Raw genomic sequence first — 258 nt, forward strand, 5'->3', positions numbered from 1 at the left:
GGGGCTGGTCTGATGGCAAGGTTTATTTGGTATGAATTGAAAACGCAAGTTTTCGGTTTGTAGCCTTGATTAATCAAGTTCTCTCTTTGCAGGGAGGCTTGCTTCGTATGGTTGTTAACTGGTTTCGGCCAGTTGATAGCAAACATTTACGGAGAGTTTGATCCTGGCTCAGGACGAACGCTGGCGGCGTGCTTAACACATGCAAGTCGAACGGTGACATCAGAGCTTGCTCTGGTTGATCAGTGGCGAACGGGTGAG

1 rRNA gene is annotated in these 258 nt (G+C 48.4%); it reads left to right on the forward strand.

Features of this window, described 5'->3' with window-relative positions:
* Nucleotides 1-145: 145 nt before the first annotated feature.
* A 16S ribosomal RNA gene (locus HZZ10_RS20225) occupies nucleotides 146-258 on the forward strand; the annotation flags it as partial.

It is taken from the genome of Sanguibacter inulinus, assembly GCF_013415325.1.
Taxonomy (GTDB): domain Bacteria; phylum Actinomycetota; class Actinomycetes; order Actinomycetales; family Cellulomonadaceae; genus Sanguibacter; species Sanguibacter inulinus.